Annotated in this window: 13 protein-coding genes; 7 read left to right on the top strand and 6 right to left on the bottom strand. The window is 67.5% G+C overall.

Features of this window, described 5'->3' with window-relative positions; all coding sequences use genetic code 11:
* Positions 1-47: 47 nt before the first annotated feature.
* The 3 genes from R9B84_RS02335 to R9B84_RS02325 all read right to left on the bottom strand — a co-directional run bounded on the left by R9B84_RS02335 (position 48) and on the right by R9B84_RS02325 (position 2,782).
* Complete coding sequence (locus R9B84_RS02335; protein ID WP_423759066.1) at positions 48-935, bottom strand: class I SAM-dependent methyltransferase; 888 nt, start codon at positions 933-935, stop codon at positions 48-50.
* Between the two features lie 89 nt (positions 936-1,024).
* A complete protein-coding gene (locus R9B84_RS02330) occupies positions 1,025-2,158 on the bottom strand; it encodes a methyltransferase (RefSeq protein WP_423759065.1) in 1,134 nt (377 codons plus the stop codon).
* A 129-nt stretch (positions 2,159-2,287) separates the two neighbouring features.
* On the bottom strand, positions 2,288-2,782 hold the full coding sequence (locus tag R9B84_RS02325; RefSeq protein ID WP_423759064.1) for an LEA type 2 family protein: 495 nt from the start codon (positions 2,780-2,782) through the stop codon (positions 2,288-2,290).
* Positions 2,783-3,424: 642 nt separating this feature from the next.
* Between R9B84_RS02325 and R9B84_RS02320 the strand changes: the two genes are divergently transcribed.
* A complete protein-coding gene (locus R9B84_RS02320; RefSeq protein ID WP_423759063.1) occupies positions 3,425-5,608 on the top strand; it encodes a M1 family metallopeptidase in 2,184 nt (727 codons plus the stop codon).
* 128 nt (positions 5,609-5,736) lie between these two features.
* Here R9B84_RS02320 and R9B84_RS02315 read toward each other — a convergent pair whose 3' ends face one another.
* On the bottom strand, positions 5,737-6,657 hold the full coding sequence (locus R9B84_RS02315; RefSeq protein ID WP_423759062.1) for a LysR family transcriptional regulator: 921 nt from the start codon (positions 6,655-6,657) through the stop codon (positions 5,737-5,739).
* A 160-nt stretch (positions 6,658-6,817) separates the two neighbouring features.
* On the opposite strand from R9B84_RS02315, the gene R9B84_RS02310 reads away from it, so the two are divergent.
* Positions 6,818-7,795: a quinone oxidoreductase family protein gene (locus tag R9B84_RS02310; protein WP_423759061.1), complete on the top strand. Its 978-nt coding sequence runs from the start codon at positions 6,818-6,820 to the stop codon at positions 7,793-7,795.
* Positions 7,796-7,822: 27 nt separating this feature from the next.
* On the top strand, positions 7,823-7,972 hold the full coding sequence (locus tag R9B84_RS02305) for a DUF1427 family protein (RefSeq protein WP_423759060.1): 150 nt from the start codon (positions 7,823-7,825) through the stop codon (positions 7,970-7,972).
* 181 nt (positions 7,973-8,153) lie between these two features.
* Here the strand turns inward: R9B84_RS02305 and R9B84_RS02300 are convergent, their stop codons facing one another.
* Positions 8,154-9,182: a transporter gene (locus R9B84_RS02300; protein WP_423759059.1), complete on the bottom strand. Its 1,029-nt coding sequence runs from the start codon at positions 9,180-9,182 to the stop codon at positions 8,154-8,156.
* A gap of 208 nt (positions 9,183-9,390) precedes the next feature.
* Positions 9,391-10,368 carry a phage tail protein gene (locus tag R9B84_RS02295; RefSeq protein ID WP_423759058.1) on the bottom strand — a complete coding sequence of 326 codons (978 nt, stop codon included), beginning with the start codon at positions 10,366-10,368 and terminating at the stop codon, positions 9,391-9,393.
* A 121-nt stretch (positions 10,369-10,489) separates the two neighbouring features.
* Here R9B84_RS02295 and R9B84_RS02290 point away from each other — a divergent pair, with 121 nt between their 5' ends.
* From R9B84_RS02290 to R9B84_RS02275, 4 genes are all read left to right on the top strand, one after another.
* Entirely contained in the window at positions 10,490-11,335 is an 846-nt protein-coding gene (locus R9B84_RS02290; protein WP_423759057.1) for a M15 family metallopeptidase, read from the top strand.
* A 301-nt stretch (positions 11,336-11,636) separates the two neighbouring features.
* Positions 11,637-15,581, top strand: coding sequence for a type VI secretion system membrane subunit TssM (tssM, locus tag R9B84_RS02285; protein WP_423759056.1), 3,945 nt, complete (start codon positions 11,637-11,639; stop codon positions 15,579-15,581).
* A complete protein-coding gene (gene tagF, locus R9B84_RS02280; RefSeq protein WP_047899655.1) occupies positions 15,578-16,567 on the top strand; it encodes a type VI secretion system-associated protein TagF in 990 nt (329 codons plus the stop codon). Before tssM ends, tagF begins: the two co-directional genes overlap by 4 nt.
* Positions 16,568-16,571: 4 nt before the next feature.
* Positions 16,572-17,531, top strand: a complete 960-nt coding sequence (locus tag R9B84_RS02275; protein WP_423759055.1) for an OmpA family protein — start codon at positions 16,572-16,574, stop codon at positions 17,529-17,531.
* Positions 17,532-17,570 lie beyond the last annotated feature (39 nt).

Genomic DNA, 17,570 nt, shown 5'->3' with positions numbered 1-17,570 from the left:
CACCACGCGGGCGCGCCGGCCGCTACGCGGTTCGGACCGCCCGCGCGTCAGCCTTCGGCCGGCTCGACGGCCTCGCCGCCCGCCGCGGCCTCCGGCACGAAGAAGCGCTCGTTCAGTTCGGCGAGCCCGAACATGCCGAGGATCTCGTTCAGCCGCTCGCCGGACCGCCGGCGCGGCAGGTTCTTGTACTGCGCGATGATCAGCTCGTTCTTCATCGAATGCTCCCAGCCGACCAGCTCAGTCACGCTGACCTGATAGCCGTGCGCTTCGAGCTGCAGGCAGCGCAACACGTTGGTGATCTGGCTGCCGAATTCGCGCGTATGCAGCGGATGCCGCCACACCTCGGTCAGCGCGTTCGCAAGCGACTTGCCCTTGTTCCTGCGCAGCACGCCCGCGACTTCCGCCTGGCAGCACGGCACCAGCACGATGTGCTGCGCGCGCTTCGCGAGCGCGAAGCGGATCGCGTCGTCGGTCGCCGTGTCGCACGCGTGCAGCGCGGTGACGACGTCGACCACTTCAGGCAGCTTCGGCGACGTGATCGAATCGGCGACCGACAGGTTCAGGAACGACATGCCGCCGAACCCGAGCCGCCCGGCGAGCTCGGCCGAGCGCGTGACGAGCTCCTCGCGCGTCTCGATCCCGTACACGTGCGACGCGAACGCCGGCGTGCCGTGCCCCGGCTGCTGCTTGAAGAAGAGGTCGTACAGGATGAAGCCGAGATACGACTTGCCGGCGCCGTGATCGACGAGCGTCACGCTGCCCTTGTCGGCCTGCACCCCGGCAAGTAACGGCTCGATGAACTGGAACAGGTGATAGACCTGCTTCAGCTTGCGGCGGCTGTCCTGGTTCAGCTTTCCGTCGCGGGTGAGGATGTGCAGTTCCTTCAGCAGCTCGACGGACTGCTCCGGGCGGATTTCGTGGGTCTTGTTGGACATCGTGATGCGGCGCCGGGCCACGGTCGGTCGACCACGGCCCGGCGACGGGAATTCGTGAGGAATGGCGACAGTTTACCGAAAATGCGCGGTCAGGCTCGTGCGCCGAGCCGCCACAGCGACGTGACCTCGGCGCGGCGCGCCGCGTGCAGCGGATCGTCGGCGTCGGTCGACTTCGGGTGCGCGGGGCGGATGTCGTCGCGGCCGAGCACGACGAGGCCCGCCTCGTCGATCCATTGCAGCAGCGTGTCGCGCGGCCGCAGGCCGAGGTGCTCGGCGAAATCGGACAGGATCAGCCAGCCCTCGCCGCCCGGCTCGAGATGCGCGGCAAGCCCGGCGAGGAAACCGCGCAGCATGCGGCTGTCGGGATCGTAGACCGCGTATTCGATCGGCGCGCTCGGCCGGGCCGGCACCCAAGGCGGGTTGCAGACCACGAGCGGCGCACGGCCGGCCGGAAACAGGTCGGCCTCGACGATGTCGACGCGATCCGCATGACCGAGCCGCGCGACGTTCTCGCGCGCACAGGCGAGCGCACGCGGATCCTGGTCGGTCGCGACGACGCGCTCGACGCCGCGCGATGCAAGCACGGCCGCGAGCACGCCGGTGCCCGTGCCGATATCGAATGCAAGCGACGTCGCGGGCAGCGGCGCACGTGCGACGAGTTCGACATATTCGCCGCGCACCGGCGAGAACACGCCGTAGTACGGATGGATCGGCGCGCCGCCGAGCGCCGGAATCGGCACGCCCTTCTTGCGCCATTCATGCGCGCCGACGAGGCCGAGCAGTTCGCGCAGCGATACGACCGACGGTGCGCCGCCCGGCCCGTACGCCTCCTCGCATGCGGCGCGCACGTCGGGTGCGCGGCGCAGCGGGATCGTGTAGTCGGCGTCGAGCGGGATCAGCAGCATCCCGAGCGTGCGGGCGCGCTGCGACTGCGCGAGACGATGCAGGTTGAACGCGTCGACGCCGGCCGCGGCCTTTGCCTTCTTCGGCTTGCGCTCGACGCGGCGCGCCATCGCCTGCACGAGCTGGCGCGCATTCTGGAAGTCGCCCTGCCAGACGAGCGCGGTGCCCTCGCACGCGAGGCGGTAGGCGGCGTCGGCAGTGAGGCGGTCGTCGGCGGGCACCGCGCGCTTCGGCGGCTGCACACCGGCTTCGGAGCGCCAGCGCACGGCATGATCGGCGCCGTCGGCGTCGGTCCAGTGGAAAACGGGGAAATCGGTCACGCGAACTCGGTTACGGTTGGCTTCAACGGGCGGCGGCATCGCGCCGCGCGGCTCACACCATACCGCGCTTTGCCCGCGCGGCAAAGCGCGGGGGCCGGCATCCGCCGGGCGGCACCGCGGGCGCGCCGTTCAGCCGCCCCATCCCGGCATCGCGGGCAGGCGCAGCGTCCCCGCGTCGTTGAAGTGCACGGTGCCGAGCACGCTACCAGCGAGCCGGCCGCGCAGCGCATACGGCAACTCGCCGTTCGCGGCCGCGCCGGGCAGGTTCCACGCCTGCCGCGCGGCGGCGAATGCGGACACGGACACCGGCACGTCGAGCACGACCTCGCCGAAACGCGGCACGGTGCCCGAGCGATCGCTGACGCCGCTCGCGAACGGCGTGCCGTTCAGGTCGAGCGCGACCGAGATGCCGTCGTACTCGATCGGCGCATCGTTCGGGTTCTGCACGCGCAGCTTCAGGCTGAAGCGCATCTCGAGCCCCTGCCCGACGAGCGGGTCGAGCCCGGCAACCGACACGCGCACGGGGTCGCGCGTCAGCCCCGCGCAACCGCCGAGCAGGAACACGGCGGCGAACAACAGCAGCACGGCGCGCAGCGGCGCGATACGGAACAGGGCTCGTGGCATGGGAAGGCCTCCTCGCGGCAATCGGTGAGCGGGTCGTCGATGCATTGTACCGAGCATGCCGCGGCTCACCGGGTTTCGTAGTTTTCGCAGCCGCACCAGATCGTTAATAGATTAAAACTACGAAGGCATCAGCCAAACGGAAAGCGCATTAATGACTTCCAGCATTCAATGAAGCGCGAAAAAATCAATAGGCGCACTTTCTAAATTTTTCGTTTCCTTTACCTAAAACCATCAAGTATATTTACGCATCCTTCGAGCTAGCCGACAAACCTTGAAGCCGCATGACGGCGCATTTACGGAATGGCGACACGCCTTCCTTCCGTCCTGCGGACTGGCCCGGCCAGCCCCGTAGGTCGTCGGTTCAAAGGGATTGCGCGCTCGTGCAGGGCGTGCGGCCCCGTGTCGTGCGTGCGAAATCAATTCAGTACAACACGCGCCCGTCCATTTTGAACCGGCAAGTTAACCGACATCCGGAAATCCAGAGGGGGCAGTAAACCATGATTACCTTCACGTAGTCGGCCGCCGTCTTTTCGAATAATCCGTCATTAGCATTTTCATCGCTGTTGATTAACGGCGAGGGGATTGCTTTTGCCGGCGTTTTCGCAGCACTGAACGATTCTTTCATCAATCGAGGTTTCAGTCATGTCGATCAACATTCGCAAGATGCGTTATCTGCCGCTCGTCGCCGCACTCGCGCTCGCCGGGTGCGGCGGCGACGACGGCGGCGTGGGCTCGGCTTCCGCGCTCAGCTCCGCCGGCGCGCCGCACTCGGGCTCGTCGCCCGCCGTCACCGCGCCGCCGAGCGCACCTCAGCCGGCCGCATCCAACGTCGACAAGAGCGTGTCGCCTGTCGAATTGCCAGACACCGTCGTACCCGTGAACTACCGGCTGTGGTTCCGCCCGAACGAAGCGCTGAACGCGTTCGACGGCCGCGCCGACGTCGAGATCAAGGTGCTGAAGCCGGTCAACAACATCGTGATCGCCGGCCACCGGATCAAGTTCACGAACGGCCGCATCACGCTGCAGCCGGGCAACATCCAGCTGATCGCGACGCCGCAGGACAAGGGCGACTTCTACCAGTTGCGCCCTGTGAGCGGCTCGATCTCGCCGGGCAACTATTCGCTGCACATGGAGTGGTCGGGCATCATCAACTTCAAGTCTTATGACGATCCCGTCAAGAAGACGGGCGGCAGTTGCGGCGACGATCCGTATCCGGGTTGCTCGGCCGCCGAAGGCATCTTCCGCGTCGACCTGAAGAGCACCGACGGCACGACGAGCGGCGCGATCCTCACCCAGGGCGAAACCAACCTGGCGCGCCAGTGGTTCCCCGGCTGGGACGAGCCGGCGTTCCGCCCGACCTATGAAGTGACGGCCGAAGTGCCGCAGAGCTGGCGCGTCGTGTCGAACGCGGCCGAGAAGCCGTCGACCGGCATCGGCGGCGGCTACAAGCTCGTGCAGTTCGAGAAGACCCCGCCGATGCCGTCGTACCTGCTGTTCTTCGGCGGCGGCCTGTTCGACACCTACGAGGACGACTTCACGAGCCCGCTGCCGGGCGGCAAGGGCGGCCTGCACCTGCGCGTGTTCACGCCGCCGGGCATGAAAGACTGGGCGAAGCCGGCGATGGACCGCACCAAGCAGGCGCTCGACTTCTACTACCGCTACACGGGCATCGCGCTGCCGCTCACGAAGTTCGACACGGTGGCCGCGAACGACGCGTTCAAGGAGCAGAAGGACCTGAACTTCGGCGGGATGGAGAACTGGGGGTCGATCCTCGAGTTCGCCGACGACATCCTGCCGCAGCCGGGCCAGCCGATGTCGCACTACGGCAACGAGGTGCTGACGCACGAAGTCGCGCACCAGTGGTTCGGCGATCTCGTCACGACCGACTGGTGGGACAACGTGTGGCTCAACGAATCGTTCGCGACGTTCTTCGAGACGAAGACGACGATCCAGTTCTTCCCCAACGAGTTCAGCTGGCTCGACCAGGTGAAGAACAAGTACCGCGTGATCAATCGCGATATCGGCCCGAACGCGTTCCCTGTCGCGCCGAACTTCAACGGCTGGGCGTCGAACGACTTCGTGCTGAGCGCCAGCGCGTTCACGTACGACAAGGGCGGCCACGTGCTGAAGACGCTCGAGAACTATCTCGGCGAACAGACGCTGCGCAAGGGTCTGCAGCAGTACCTGGTCGACTACTCGTTCGGCAACGGCACGCCGAAGCGCCTGTGGGATGCGCTGTCGAAGGAGAGCGGCCAGGCAATCGGCGCGATCGGCGACAGCTACGTGCGCCAGACCGGCGTGCCGCTGATCTCGCTCGACACGCAGTGCGACCTGACGAAGAACCAGACGATCGTCACGCTGAAGCAGCAGCCGTTCCCGAACAAGAACGCGTATCCGGGCCTGCAGTGGACGGTGCCGATCACGCTCGCGTACGGCCAGGGTCTCGCGCAACGCACGACGCTCGCGCTGAAGGATACGCAGACGCAAACGCGGATCGACGGTTGCACGGGCGTGGTCGCGGACCCGAGCGGGCTGGACTACTACGTCGTGAACTACAGCGACGCGGCCTGGAGCGGGTTGCTCACGCAGGTCAACGGCTCGTCCGATCCGGTGCTGCTGTCGAACCTGAAGAGCGAGGCCGCGCTGCTCGTCGCGAACAACCTCGCGCCGGCTTCGCGCTCGACGTCGATCGGTTCGGTCGCTTCGCCGGCCGCGATGAAGCTGCGCCAGACGCCGACCTTCGACGGCATCGCGCCGGCGACGAAGGAACGCCCGGCACTGCAATACCAGGGCATCTTCAAGCCGCGCAAGGTAGTGACGCAGTAACGGTGCGTGCCCGGCCGGTGCCGCGCAGCCTGCGGCGCCGGCCGGCGTACCGGTCCTCCCGACCTTTGACGGGCCTCGCTAGCGAGGCCTTTTTTATTTCCGCACGGCCCTGCGGCGCCCCTTCGCCGTCACGCCCACGCGGCATCCCACGCCGGCTGCGCGAACCATGTCGCGAGGAACGCAACGAGCCGTGACGCACGCGCGCTGCCGCGTGCCTGTTGGCGCAACACGTGGATCGTCGCCTGCTCGGGCGCCGCCGCGTACTGCGGCAGCACCGCACGCAACCGTCCGTCGCGCAACGCATCCCCCGCGAGCCAGGTCGGCAGGTGCGCGAGACCGAGCCCCTCGATCGCGGCTTCGAGCAACGCCTCCGAATGATTGCTGCGAAACCGCGGCTGCGCCGGCACGTGGCGGCGGTCGTCGAAGCGCCACGCGCCCGGCGGCGGCGCACCATGCCATGCGAGACAGTCGTGACTGGCGAGCGCGTCGGGCGATTCGGGCTCGCCGCGCCGCGCGAGGTAGGCCTCGCTCGCGCACAGCACGCGCCGCTGCGGCGCCAGTACGGTCGCGACGAAGCGCGTGTCCTCGAGCGGGCCGATGCGCACCGCGAGATCGACGTCGGAGCCGAGCCGCGCACCCTGCAGGTCGACCATGCTGTCGGTCAGCACCAGGTCGACGTGCAGCGCCGGATGACGCTGCATGAATGCGGCCAGCGCGGCCATCAGGTGCAGCCTGCCGAACGGCGCGGGGCAGTCGATGCGCAGCAGCCCGCTCGGCTCGTCGTGCTGGCTATGCAGGTCTTCCTGCAGGCCGCGCAGCTCGGCCAGCATCCGCGTCGCGCGCCCGTACAGCAACTGCCCGGCCTCGGTCGGCCGCAGCGCATGCGTGGTGCGATGCAGAAGGCGGATGCCGAGCTGCGCCTCGAGCCGGTCGATGCGCCGCGTGACCGACGACGCGGCAACGCCCAGCCGGCGCGCCGCCGCCGAGAAACTCTGCCGGTCAACCACGTCGACGAACAGCGCCAGGTGCGGGGAAAGGAAATCGTCCATTCAGGGGTCTCGGGGTTTGCTATGCGTAAATCGCAAAACAATCATCCGCCTTTGCACATTTCCGCGTCAATTCGGCCCGACTAGACTGCATTCATCCTTTCCACCCGTTGCACGCGCCGGCCTCCGGGCAGCGCGGCAACCATCCGCCCCGGAGATCATCATGCGCAGCATCCGCTTCGACGCCCCCGCCGCCGACATCGAGTCGCTCGACGCGCGCGTCAGGGAAATCGACCCACCCGTGCCGGCCGACGGCCAGATGCTGATCGAGGTACGCGCGGCCGGCGTCAACCCGAGCGACGTGAAGGCCGCGCTCGGCCGCATGCCGCACGCGGTGTGGCCGCGCACGCCCGGGCGCGACTGGGCCGGCATCGTGCGCAGCGGCCCTGCCGAGTGGATCGGCGCGCCCGTGTGGGGATCGGGCGGCGATCTCGGCGTGGGGCGCGACGGCTCGCACGCGGAATGGCTCGTGCTCGACGCGGCACTGGTGCGCCGCAAGCCGGCCGTGCTGACGCTCGACGAAGCGGCCGGCGTCGGTGTGCCGTTCGTCACCGCGTACGAGGGTTTGCGCCGGGCCGGCATGCCGACGGCCGACGACGTCGTGCTGGTGTTCGGTGCGAACGGCAAGGTCGGCCAGGCGGCGATCCAGCTCGCGACCGCGCGCGGCGCGACCGTGATCGGCGTCGAGCGCGGCCCCGGCGGCTATCGCGGTCATGCATCGGGCGACGTGCACATGATCGACGCGTCGCGCTTGCCCGTCGCCGACGCCGTGCATGCGGCGACCGGCGGCCATGGCGCGGACATCGTCTACAACACGGTCGGCAGCCCGTATTTCGAAGCCGCGAACGCATCGATGGCGATCGGTGCGCGGCAGATCTTCATCTCGACGATCGACCGCAGCGTGCCGTTCGACATCTTCGCGTTCTATCGCGGCCAGCATACGTACGTGGGTGTCGACTCGATCCAGCTCGGCGGCGCCGCGGTCGCGCAGATCCTCGACACGCTCGCGCCCGGCTTCGGCAACGGCACGCTGCGTCCGTTTCCGATCGGCGACGACTACGTGTACCCGCTCGAACGCGCGCACGACGCGTATCGCGCGGTGCTGGCCGGCGCGCGCGAGCGCGTCATCCTCAAGCCCTGACGCCGGACCGCACGGGAGAACGCGATGATGGAATACGTGACTTCGCTCGCGGCAGGCCTCGGCGTCGGCGTGCTGTACGCGCTGCTGCACGTGCGCTCGCCGGCCCCGCCGCTCGTCGCGCTCGTCGGCCTGCTCGGGATGGTGATCGGCGAACGCGCGATCGCGCTGATGCGGTGATGCGGTGATGCGGTGATGCGGTGATGCGGTGATGCGGTGATGCGGTGATGCGGTGATGCGCTGAAGCGGTGAAGCGGTGATGCGGTGATGCGGTGATGTGGTGATGTGGTGATGTGGTGATGTGGTGATGTGGTGATGTGGTGATGTGGTGATGTGGTGATGCGGTGATGCTGTGCCTGTGCTAACGATCGTCGCGACGGCGAAACGCCCACCATGCGGCGAGCGCCGTGAAGCCCGCGACGAGCAGCACCATCAGCCAGAAGCCATGCTTGTTTTCCGAGAACGGCACGCCGCCGACGTTCATCCCGAAGAAGCCGGCGACGATGTTGATCGGCAGCGCGATCACGGTCACGAGCGTCAGCGTGAACAGCGTCCGGTTGTTCTGCTCGTCGAGACGCGACCCGATCTCTTCCTGCAACAGCTTGATCCGCTCGTTGAGCCCCGACAGATCGGCGAGCACCAGCGAGAACTCTTCGGTCGATTCGCGCAGCTCCTGCACATCTTCCACGTGCAGCCACGCGGGCGGCTTCGCAAGCAGCCGGAAGATCGACCCAGGCTCGGGCGCGAGCATGCGTTGCAGGCGCGTCAGCGTGCGGCGCATCGCGCCAAGCTCGATGCGGCTCGACGTGAGCCGCTGCGACAGGAAGCGATCCTCGATGCGATCGACGTCGACGCTCGTGCGCCGCATGATCTGGATCAGCAGGTCGGCCTGGTCGCGCAGCAGGTGCACGAGCAGTTCCGCGGGCGACCGAAACTGCTCGCCGTCGCGCACGCACGCGCGCAGCGTGTCGACCGAGCGCAGCGGCTTGAGCCGCGCGGTGACCATGATGCGCTGCTCGACGTGGACGAACAGCGTCGCGATCTCCGATGGCGTCAGCTCGAGGTTGAACATCACGTCGTTGACGATCGCGCGCAGCGCGCCGTCTTCCTGCTCGATGCGCGTCGAGCGCGAACCTTCGTGGAGAAATTCGAAGAAGCTGTCGGGCAGCGCGAGATGCGTGCGCATCCAGCGCTCGCTCGCGCCGTGCGCGAGATTGAAGTGCAGCCAGACGAAATCGTCCGACGCGGCCGCATCGCGCGCGCGGCACGTGCGCAGCCACGCGGCGGCTGCGTCGGCGTCGAGCGTCGCGCCGGATCCGCCCGGAACGAAGCGGAAGCCGCACACCATGCCGGACGTATCGGCGCCGTAAGTCTGTACGATCAGGTCCATCGTGTCGAAAGTCGTGCGGCGCGCGGCGCGCCGCACATCGCGGGTCGCGGGCCCGCGCCGGGAAAGGAAAGGAGACGTATGCCCGACGGGCGTGACCCACTCGTGACAGCGTCACACGGCATGATACCGGCGGCTTCCGTGCCCCCACAAAGCAACGCGCCGCCCAACGGGCGGCGCAGATACGGCATGGCGGCATGCGCAGGACGCGTTACTGCCGCGTCTCCGCCTGTGCTGCGTTCGGGCAAGCCGGATCCTTGCCCCAGTGGCCGTCGCAGACGCGCCAGCGGCACAATTGATCCTCGAAGAAGCCGCGCTCCGAACATTCCTTCACGCGCGCCCCAAGCGAGCCGGTCGTCGCGGCCGTCTTGGTCGGCACGGCCTGCGCCTTCTGCGCGGCGAGTTTCTTGTCGGCCGGCTTCGTGCGCGCGACGAGCGCCGCGAGCAGATCGGCATCCGGATCGTCCTTCCCGGCCGCCTTCGCATTCGCGGTACGCGTCGACGCCGCGTCGCGGCGCTTCTTCGCCTGCGCGAGCTCGGCTTCCTGTTCCTTGCGATGCTTGCGGGCTTCGGCCTTCGTCTCGGCCTTCGTGTCGGCCTTGCCGTGTGCCGCGACCTTCGCATTCTTCGCGGCGTCGGCCTTCGCGGTTTTGGTCGTCGCTGCCGCGGCGGCCGTGGCGGCCGTGGCGGCTGCGGCTGCACCGGCCGTCGCCGCGCCCGATGCGTCGTCGGCGCCATTGGCGAGCGCGCGCGACAGGCGGCTGCTGTCCGCGCCGGACGCGGACGATGCGGATGCAACGGTCTGGGAGGCCGAATCGTCGTTGACGATCGTGGCCGGTTGTGCGGCGGACGCGCCACTCTGCGCGACCTGCACGGCGGCCTCGCTGGCCGGTGCGGCCTTGGCCGGCGCAGTCGCTGCGGGTGCGGCCGCTGCCGTGACGGTGGCGACCTGCTCGCCCGAATGCTGCTGCATGCGCCATGCGCCCCAGCTGCCGACGGCAACCACCAATGCCACGACGGCCGCGATCGGTGCCTTCAGCGAACGGCGCGCCGGTTCGGCGGGCGGCGTGACACGCCCTTCCAGATTCGCGAGAATGCGAGACTGCTGAGCTCCTCCGTTGCCTTCCGGTTTAGTATCGGACAGCAGGCTGGGTGGAGTTTTCGAATTTGAATTTTCCGGCGCACTCATTCAGCGTCTCATTGAATCCTGGTTTAATTCACCGCGATAATATAGCCCGGCCTCTCAAAGCAGCCTGATTCTAAGAGCAAGCATTGCAAAACACAATCAATTCCAATTTCCGGGGATTTCGTTGATTGCCGTCGCACTCGTCGCCTATTTCGCCCTTGCCGTCGCGGTTGCGGCACTGTTGCTTTTACCGGGTATCCGCGCGACCGTTTTCGAATCCGTCGCCCAGTTTCACGGCCGTCTTACGCGCCGTGCGAACGATCGCGCCGCGCGTACGCGAAGTCAGATTGTTAAATCGGCAAGCGCTACGCGCGGCGCATTAAACGATGTGCAAAATTTACTGGTTCGGCGGCGCTTGATGATTATGGTATCGGCAGGTATTCTTGCGACGCCGCCATTGGTCGCCATTGCGTTACGCGGCCGGCAATTGTTCCAGTACGACGACACGGCGCGCGTGCCCGACGAGAAGATCGCCGCGCTGCTGCAGGGCGAACAGCTCGTGCCGCCGCCGCCGCTGCCGCCGGAAGTCTTCGCCACCAGGGAAGTCGAACAGGTGCGCCCGGCGCTGAAGGATGCGAGCCGCGACTGGAACCTGCTGGACCCGGATTTCCGTACGCGTTTGCTGCTGGTCTACAAGATCATGCACGAACAATACGGTTATGAAATGGCGCTGCTGGAAGGTTACCGGAGCCCGGAACGGCAAAACCGGCTGGCACAGATGGGCGGCAATGTGACCAATGCGGCGGCCTTCCAGAGTTATCACCAATTCGGGCTGGCGACCGACAACGCATTCCTGCGCGACGGCAAGCTGGTCATTTCCGAGAAAGATCCGTGGGCGATGCGCGGCTACCAGTTGTACGGCCAGGTCGCCGAGCAGGTCGGCCTGACCTGGGGGGGCCGATGGAAAATGATGGATCTCGGGCACGTGGAATACCATAAACCCGGTTTTAAACTGGGACGCGGCAGCTAGCCATGGCTGCCGGACAGGAAATAATGAGGGCGGCATGGGGCTTTTTAATATCCCGGCAGGAAACGATACGGGCGACGCAAAAAATCGGGCATTCCGGTGCGCGATTTTTTCCGGTCGCCGCTTCCGTTTTAAATCTCACAGCGTCCTTTCATTAATGCGCGCGCCTTCTCCGATGCCGCGGGCGCATTGATGCCAGCCCCCTTCATCCCGTTTGACAGCATGGCGACACATCGCGGCGCCACCCTTGCCGCTCGGCGCGCCTGCGTCGCCTCACCGAATCGCACCGGAACCTGAACGTCCTATGCAACGCATCCTCAACGTGCTGACTCATCCGCGTACGCTCTCGATCGTCGGGATCGTCGCGCTAGCGGCCATCCTCTTCATCGTCGCCGACATGCTGCAGCTCCCGCTGCTGTGGGCGGCGATCGCCTTCGCGGCGATCCTCGCGCTGTGGCTCGTCGTCGCGCTGTGGCGCCGCTGGCGCGTGAAGCGCGCGAACCGGCAGCTCGGCCAGGTGCTCGAAGAGCAGGCGGAAACCGGCAAGATCGCGGCACCCGCCGCTGCCGCGCTCGCGCCCGACGCGAAGACGGCCGACCTCGACGTGCTGCGCACGCGCCTGTCGGACGCGGTGAAGACGATCAAGACGTCGAAGATCGGCCAGGTGTCGGGCGGCTCCGCGCTGTACGAACTGCCGTGGTACATCGTGATCGGCAACCCGGCCGCGGGCAAGAGCAGCGCCGTGCTCAATTCCGGGCTGCAGTTCCCGTTCGCGGACAAGAACAGCGCCGTCATCCACGGCATCGGCGGTACGCGCAACTGCGACTGGTTCTTCACGACCGAAGGGATCCTGCTCGACACGGCCGGCCGCTATTCGGTGCACGAGGAAGACCGCAGCGAGTGGCTCGGCTTCCTCGGCCTGCTCAAGCGCTATCGTCCGAAGGCGCCGATCAACGGCATCATCGTCACCGCGAGCATCGCCGAACTCACCGGCAACCGCCCCGAATTCGCGATCAACCTCGCGAAAAACCTCCGCCAGCGCGTTCAGGAGCTGACGGAAAAGCTCGAGGTGTTCGCACCGGTCTACGTGATGTTCACGAAGGCCGACCTGATTACCGGCTTCACCGAATTCTTCAGCAGCAGCGACAAGCACGAGTACGACCGCGTGTGGGGCGCCACCCTGCCCTACGAGCCCGACGACAAGCGCGACGTGGTCGCGCAGTTCGACACGCACTTCGAGGAACTCTACGAAGGGCTGAAGGAGATCAGCGTCGCGCAGTTGTCGCTGTCGCGCGGCAACCAGCTGTCGCCGGGCCAGTTGAGCTTCCCGCTCGAATTCTCGACGATCAAGCCGTCGCTGCGCGCATTCCTCGCGACGCTGTTCGAGAACAACCCGTTCCAGTACAAGCCGATCTTCCGCGGCTTCTACTTCACCAGCGCGCTGCAGGAAGGAGAAACCAACAGCGCGGCCGCGCAGCGCATCGCGCACCGCTTCGGCCTCGACGGGAGCGCGCTGCCGAAGCCGCACAGCGCGTTCTCGAAGAACGGCTTCTTCCTGCGCGACCTGTTCTCGAAGGTGATCTTCGCGGACCGCCAGACGGTGCGCCAGTTCGCCAGCCCGACCAAGACGCGGCTGCGCTACGCGACCTTCTTCGGCTTCGTCGCGGCGCTCGCGATCGCGCTCGGCGGCTGGACCTGGTCGACGATCGGCAACCAGCAGCTCGTCTCGAACGTGCAGGCCGACCTCGACAACGTCACGCGCCTGCAGCAGGGCCGCAACGACCTGCAGTCGCGCCTGCAGGCGATGGACATCCTGGAAGACCGGATCGAGCAGCTCGAGCAGTTCCGCCGCGACAAGCCGCTGTCGGTGTCGCTCGGCCTGTACCAGGGCGACCGTCTCGAGCAGCACCTGCTGACCGAGTACTACAACGGCGTGCGCCAGATCCTGCTGGCCCCCGTGTCGCAGAACCTCGCGTCGTTCATGAAGGACGTGAACGCGCACCCCGAACAGCTCGTGCCGATGACCCGCCCGCCCGAATCGGGTGCCGTGCAGGGCGGCGCGATGCCGGTCTCGACGAACGCGGCGGGCGCCGCGCCGCTGGCCGGCGCCGCACTGGCCGCGTCCGGCACCGCGCCGGCCGCCGCGCCGCAACAGCCGGCCGCACCGCAGGGCGGCCTCTACAGCGACGCGTCGCCGACCAACGTGCAGGACGCGTACAACGCGCTCAAGACGTACCTGATGCTGTCCGACAAGCGCCACGTCGAGCAGGCGCACCTGACCGACCAGCTTGCCCGCTTCTGGCGCGGCTGGCTCGAGACGAATCGCGGCAACATGCCGCGTGACGAGATGATCAAGAGCGCGGAGCGCATGATCTCGTTCTACCTCGCCCGCGTGAACGACAACGACTGGCCGATGATCGACGCGAACCTCGCGCTCGTCGACCAGACCCGCGAGAACCTGCGCCGCGTCGTGCGCGGAATGCCGGCCCGCCAGCGCGTCTACGAGGAAATCAAGGCGCGCGCATCGACCCGCTTCGCGCCGATGACCATCGCGCGCATCGTCGGCGACGGCAACCAGGGGCTGGTGGCCGGCAGCTACGCGATTCCGGGCACGTTCACGCGCGAAGCGTGGTTCGACTACGTGCAGCCGGCGATCCGCGACGCGGCGACCAAGGAACTGCAGGCGAAGGACTGGGTGCTGAATACGTCGACGCAGGACGACCTGACGCTCGAGGGCAGCCCCGAGCAGATCCAGAAGACGCTGGTCGGCATGTACAAGACCGAGTACGCGCAGCACTGGCAGAAGTTCATGCAGGGCATCGCGGTGCAGGGCTTCAGCAGCTTCGGCCAGGCCGTCGACGGGATGAACCGCCTTGGCGACCCGCAGGATTCGCCGATCCGCAAGATCCTCGAGACCGCGTACGACCAGACGTCGTGGGACAACCCGTCGCTCGCGAACGTCGCGATCAAGAAGGCGCAGACGGGCGTCGTGAACTGGGTCAAGCAACTGTTCTCGCGCTCGCAGGCCGGCCAGGTGGCGGCCGCCAACATCGACATCAACGGCAATCCGGCCGAGGTGCCGATGGGTCCGATCGGCCAGGAGTTCATCGGGCTCGCGCGGATCGTCGCGACGCACGACGGCACGTCGATGCTCAAGGGCTACATGGAATCGCTGTCGAAGGTCCGGACCCGCTTCAACGTGATCAAGAACCAGGGCGACCCGGGCCCCGGCGCGCGCCAGCTGATGCAGCAGACGCTCGACGGCAACGGTTCGGAACTCGCGGATTCGCTGAAGCTCGTCGACGAGCAGATGCTGACGGGCCTCACCGATTCGCAACGCAAGTCGCTGCGTCCGCTGCTCGTGCGGCCGCTGATGCAGGCGTTCGCGGTCGTGATCCAGCCGGCCAGCACCGAAGTCAACAAGGTGTGGAACGCGCAGGTCTACCAGCCGTTCCAGACCTCGCTCGCGACGAAGTACCCGTTCGCGGCCAACGCGAAGGTCGAGGCCGGCGCCGGCGAGATCGCGCAGGTGTTCGGTCCGGACGGCTCGATCGCGAAGTTCGTCGGCACGACGCTCGGGCCGCTCGCGGTGCGCCGCGGCGACACGCTCGCCGCCCGCACGTGGGGCGACATGGGCATCGGGCTCACGCCTGACTTCACGAACGGCTTCGCACGCTGGGTCGCGCCGCTCGCGGGCGGTGCGGCAGGCAGCGCGGCCGCGGCGTCCGAGCCGCAGACCGTGTTCCAGATCCTGCCGCAGCCGAGCACGGGCACGACGGAATACACGATCGCGATCGACGGCCAGCAACTGCGCTACCGCAACACGCCGCCGCAGTGGACCAACTTCGTGTGGCCGAACCCGCAGGGCTCGCCGGGCGCGACGCTGTCCGCGACGACCTTCGACGGCCGCACGGTGCAGCTCGTCAACGAGCCGGGCCGCTACGGTCTCGAGAAGCTGATCAACTCGGCGCAGCGCAAGCGCCGTCCGGACGGCACCTTCGACCTGACGTGGGCGCAGGGCAGCGTGAACGTGTCGGTGACGATGCGCATCATCAGCACGTCGCAACCGACGGGCGGTGGCGGCGACCAGCCGCAGCAGCAGAGCCTGCGCGGCCTGCAACTGCCGTCGTCGGTCGCCGACGCGAGCGCGGCTGCCGCGCAGAACGCGACCCAGTCCGGCACGGGCACGCCGGGCGCAGCGCCGGCCGTCGCGGCCGCCAACGCAACGAACGCACAGGGGGCGCAATGACGCAAACCGTACAGGCGCAAATCGCCTACTTCGGCAAGATTCCGTCGCGCGGCGACTTCGTGAAGAGCCAGCACAATCCGCAGTTGCTGCAGACGCTCGATCGCTGGATCGCGCAGGCGCTCGAACTGCTTGCGGAAGATCCGCGCTGGAAGCTCGTCTACGAGGATGCGAAGCCGATGCATTTCGCGTTCCTCGGCTCGCGCAGCAAGCTCGCGATCGCGGGCCACATGGTCGCGAGCCACGACGTGTCGATGCGCCGCTTCCCGTTCCTCGGCGCAACCGCGCTGGAGGTCGACCGGCCGCTCGCGTTCCTCGCGCGCAGCCCGCTCGCGTTCGCGCGGCTGTGGTCGCGCGTCGCCACGCAGATCCCGCCGCTGCTCGGCAAGGACGAGCCGCCCGGCGCGCTGCAGGCGCTCGGCGACACGCAGGTGCCGATCGATGTCGGCGGCCCGGGCACGTCGCATGACGGCACCTTCAACGATTTCGTCGAGCACCAGTCGCTGTACGGACTGCAGCAGATGCTGCTCGAAAGCGGCCACCCGGTGCGGCTGCGCGGCGCGATGCTCGCGCTCGGCTCGCTGCTGCGGCCGGTGATGCAGAGCGGCTCGTCGCACATCGAGCGCGGCCTGACGCTGCCGCTGCCGGTCGATCCGTTCTACCGCAGCCTCGTCGCCGCGTTCTGGCTCGAACTGATCGCGCCGTTCGTCGCGCAGGCCGACTTCGAGCTCGCGATCTTCATCGGCTCGATCGCCGAGCGAGAACGGCTGATCATCGGCTTCAACGGTGCATCGGCGAAGACGCTGCTGAGCGTTGTCGACCCGCAGACTTACGCCGCCCACAACATCGACATCGACGATCCCGAGTGGATCGACGCCCATGCGCAAAACGATCACCAGATCAGCAAGCTCGTCAGCTACCTCGACCAACCGCAACTCTCGCTGCGCGTCGCCATCGACGCGTTCCGCGAAGCGTTCATCGGAGGCTGACGGGATGCATCGCTCGATTCACGCCTGGCGCCCGCGCTGCTCGCCCGCCCGCTCCACCCTCTTTTCCCTCCTCGCCGCCGGCCTCGTTGCGAGCGGTGCAGCGTTCGCGCAGAACACGGGCGCGACCGTCACGCCGGTCGGCAACGGCACGGTCGCGACGACCGCGCTGCCGTCGTCGAACACGAACCCCGGCGCCGCGCCGGCGACCGCGTCCGGCACGGTGATGCACGGCACGGCCGGCACGATCACGCCGCCGCCCGCGAACGCGGCGCCCGGCCAGGTCGTCGCCGGCGGCAAGGTGCCCGACGAGGCGACCAAGGCCGCCGTGCTGCAGAAGCTGCGCGATACCTACGGCGCGGCGAACGTCGTCGACCAGATCGAGGTCGGCGACGTCGCGACGCCGCCGAACTGGAGCGCGAACGTGCAGAAGCTGCTCGGCGCGCAGCTCAAGCAGATCAGCAAGGGACAGTTGAAGATCAACGGCACGCAGATCGAGATGAAGGGCGAGGTGCACAACGAGGCGCAGCGCCAGCAGCTCGCGAGCGACATGGCGAACACGCTGAACCCGACCTACACGATCAAGAACGGGCTGCGCGTGTCGGCGTCCGAGCAGGGCGTGCTCGACCAGACGCTCGCGAACCGGACGATCGAGTTCGAGACCGGCAGCGCGACGCTGACGCCGCAGGGCAAGCTGATCCTCGACCAGATGGCGGCCGCGCTCGCGAAGATGCAGAACCGCACGGTCGACATCATCGGCCACACCGACAACTCGGGGAACCGGACGTCGAACATCGCGCTGAGCCAGGCGCGCGCGGATGCGGTGAAGGGTTACCTGATCTCGAAGAGCATCCCGCCGCAGCAGATGACGACGACGGGCGTCGGGCCGGATCAGCCGATCGCGCCGAACGATACGGCGGATGGGCGGGCGAGGAATCGAAGGATCGAGTTCCGCGTGGGACAGTAACGGAGGATCGGCCGGCCGCGCCTTTGCGGAGCGGCACGG

Origin of the sequence: Burkholderia sp. NLJ2 (assembly GCF_049487195.1) — a bacterium.
Taxonomy (GTDB): Bacteria; Pseudomonadota; Gammaproteobacteria; order Burkholderiales; family Burkholderiaceae; genus Burkholderia; species Burkholderia pyrrocinia.
This window is presented reverse-complemented; position numbering and strand designations above follow the sequence as displayed.

Excerpts from the sequence above, each read along its gene's own strand:
- R9B84_RS02335 (WP_423759066.1), bottom strand. The coding sequence starts at position 935 with ATGTCCAACAAGACCCACGAAATCCGCCCGGAGCAGTCCGTCGAGCTG.
- R9B84_RS02325 (WP_423759064.1), bottom strand. The coding sequence starts at position 2,782 with ATGCCACGAGCCCTGTTCCGTATCGCGCCGCTGCGCGCCGTGCTGCTG.
- R9B84_RS02320 (WP_423759063.1), top strand. The coding sequence starts at position 3,425 with ATGTCGATCAACATTCGCAAGATGCGTTATCTGCCGCTCGTCGCCGCA.
- R9B84_RS02315 (WP_423759062.1), bottom strand. The coding sequence starts at position 6,657 with ATGGACGATTTCCTTTCCCCGCACCTGGCGCTGTTCGTCGACGTGGTT.
- R9B84_RS02310 (WP_423759061.1), top strand. The coding sequence starts at position 6,818 with ATGCGCAGCATCCGCTTCGACGCCCCCGCCGCCGACATCGAGTCGCTC.
- R9B84_RS02305 (WP_423759060.1), top strand. The coding sequence starts at position 7,823 with ATGGAATACGTGACTTCGCTCGCGGCAGGCCTCGGCGTCGGCGTGCTG.
- R9B84_RS02300 (WP_423759059.1), bottom strand. The coding sequence starts at position 9,182 with ATGGACCTGATCGTACAGACTTACGGCGCCGATACGTCCGGCATGGTG.
- R9B84_RS02295 (WP_423759058.1), bottom strand. The coding sequence starts at position 10,368 with ATGAGTGCGCCGGAAAATTCAAATTCGAAAACTCCACCCAGCCTGCTG.
- tssM (WP_423759056.1), top strand. The coding sequence starts at position 11,637 with ATGCAACGCATCCTCAACGTGCTGACTCATCCGCGTACGCTCTCGATC.
- tagF (WP_047899655.1), top strand. The coding sequence starts at position 15,578 with ATGACGCAAACCGTACAGGCGCAAATCGCCTACTTCGGCAAGATTCCG.
- R9B84_RS02275 (WP_423759055.1), top strand. The coding sequence starts at position 16,572 with ATGCATCGCTCGATTCACGCCTGGCGCCCGCGCTGCTCGCCCGCCCGC.